General features: G+C 51.9%; 2 protein-coding genes and 1 pseudogene. 1 reads left to right on the top strand and 2 read right to left on the bottom strand.

The annotated features are described in order from the left end of the window. On the bottom strand, positions 1-452 hold a 452-nt coding region (gene rplB / locus AC2FNB_RS21095; RefSeq protein WP_496748685.1), incomplete at its 3' end, for a 50S ribosomal protein L2. A gap of 308 nt (positions 453-760) precedes the next feature. Here rplB and AC2FNB_RS21090 point away from each other — a divergent pair. Next, positions 761-1,882, top strand: a complete 1,122-nt coding sequence (locus tag AC2FNB_RS21090; protein ID WP_496748684.1) for a hypothetical protein — start codon at positions 761-763, stop codon at positions 1,880-1,882. 59 nt (positions 1,883-1,941) lie between these two features. Here AC2FNB_RS21090 and AC2FNB_RS21085 read toward each other — a convergent pair. Beyond that, a pseudogene (locus tag AC2FNB_RS21085) lies at positions 1,942-2,133 on the bottom strand (uL23 family ribosomal protein); the annotation flags it as partial. Positions 2,134-2,174 lie beyond the last annotated feature (41 nt).

The following is a 2,174-nucleotide window of genomic DNA, read 5'->3' as shown; positions in this document are numbered from 1 at the left end:
CCCTTGCCGGGCTTCATCTCGATGTTGTGGACGATGGTACCAATCGGCATGCCCGAGAACGGCATTGCGTTGCCGGGCTTGATGTCGGCCTTGGCGGATGCCACGACCTGATCACCAACGGCAAGACGCTGCGGAGCGAGGATATAGGCCTGCTCGCCGTCTGCGTATTTGATCAGCGCGATGAACGCGGTCCGGTTCGGGTCATATTCGATCCGCTCGACGGTTGCCGCGACATCAAATTTGTTCCGTTTGAAGTCAACGATCCGGTAGAGACGCTTTGCGCCACCGCCGCGGCGGCGTGAAGTGATCCGTCCGGTGTTGTTCCGGCCGCCCGATTTGGTCAAACCCTCTGTAAGAGACTTGACCGGACGTCCTTTCCAAAGCTCCGAACGGTCGATCAGCACCAGCCCGCGCTGGCCCGGCGTCGTCGGCTTGTACGACTTGAGTGCCATGCTTTCTGTCTTCCGTTTAGCAAGTGCAGGGGAGGTCCCCCGCTATGTGATAGGCCCCCGTAGGTGCCATGGGTATAGGGCCCCGAAGGTCCCCGGTTTCAAATATCTAAGGCCCCGGAACGAATCCGAGGCCGCAAGATTGGGAGCATGTAACAGGGTTGGGGGTGGGTGTCTATAGGTTAATGGAAAATAGGGATGTAACCACCGCAGCAGCAAATATCTCAGAATCCACACACCTCTCTACCTTAAGGCGAGAAAAACTGTATACGACACCAAAGGCCAGAAGAACCAAAGGATTGATCCGAGGAATGTTGAAAGAAACTCTAAACCTATTTGGCAACAAAGAAATTGACGTTTTTGAATGGGAACGACACCACGTACTGCAAAATAAGCTGCCAGACAATTCGAACTGGGAGAATTTTGCTATCGCGCGTGACGCACTCAGATTCACAGGTTGGGGGTTAGCACACGCAGTTATAAAAGCTGACTACTTGGAATCCAGAGGGCTGTTTCTTCCTTCATTAGGTTTTCTTCTTCAATGCCATGGCATTCTTGCTCCCAATCCTGGGGGCAACATTCGACTAACGGAAGGAGGAGCCAACATTCTTAACGATGTTACTCAAACCAGTTTGGCTGGAAGATTGGGACAAGGTCTTGCAATCTTGTTTGCTCAATCCGTCGGATATAGATTTGCAGGTCACTTGAGTTCGGATCCGCAGGTCCAGCAACATCGCCGCAACAGGCAATTGAGGCAAGCCGCCGATTTCCTGTTCGAGAATGAAAACAACGATCGTATGATTCTTGAGTCCAAGGCTTCGTTCAAACTTAGAACAAATTCACCCACGAAAGTGAAAACGAAGCTAAAAGGTGCATTGGAACGTCAAGTGACACCTTGGATGGGGGCTTTGGCCCCACCTGTCCAAAAAGGCTATGCGGTTTACTCTTGCCTGCGGGAAACCACTTCAAGAGTCCCATCAGCATTGGTGTTCGTCGACCCGCCTTCGGAGGATACCGAGAATACGAAACAACTTCCGGAAGACTGGACCCGCAGGGCCGCATTTTCTTCTTGGTTGCCCACAATGGGTTTAGCTAGCCCTGCACTAAAGCTTCTGGGAGAAAAATCAGTAGAAACTCAGCCAATCGATTTGGAAGTTGCCATTGTGAATGAAAGAAGATTTGTCGTTGCGCCTTTTCTTCCAAAACAATTGGGTAAAACGGATATTTTTGTCGGACTCGAATTGGAAGCCGCAACGGCCATTGAAGAGGCAGTCCAAGGAGAAAATTCGACGCTTACCTCCTACCAAGGCATTAAGCGCGAAGCAATTTTCTCCGAGGAACTATCAAAGGGCAGTATCATGACCGACGGAACTTTCTTTGGTAGCCGAGAGTGCTTTCAGGATATTTGCGGCTCAAAGCGGTTCAGCTTTTAGCACACAAAAGCCCCCGCCTTTCGGCGGGGGCTTTTATCTCTCTCCAAAGACGGGTTCGGTCAGAGACCGGTGGACACGTCGATGGTGTTGCCCTCTTCCAGGGTCACATAGGCTTTTTTGACGTCTTTCCGACGGCCCAGCTGGCCGCGGAACCGCTTGACCTTGCCTTTGGTCACGGTGGTGTTCACCGCCTTGACCTTCACACCAAACAGCGCCTCGACGGCCTCTTTGATCTGCGGCGTGTGATCATTTGGCATCTATTACTGAACCTTTCCAATCCGGAGAGGCTCCG

The organism is Ruegeria sp. BHSB058 (genome assembly GCF_059613285.1).
Note: the sequence above shows the minus strand (reverse complement) of the source record. Positions and strands in the feature narration are given on the sequence as shown.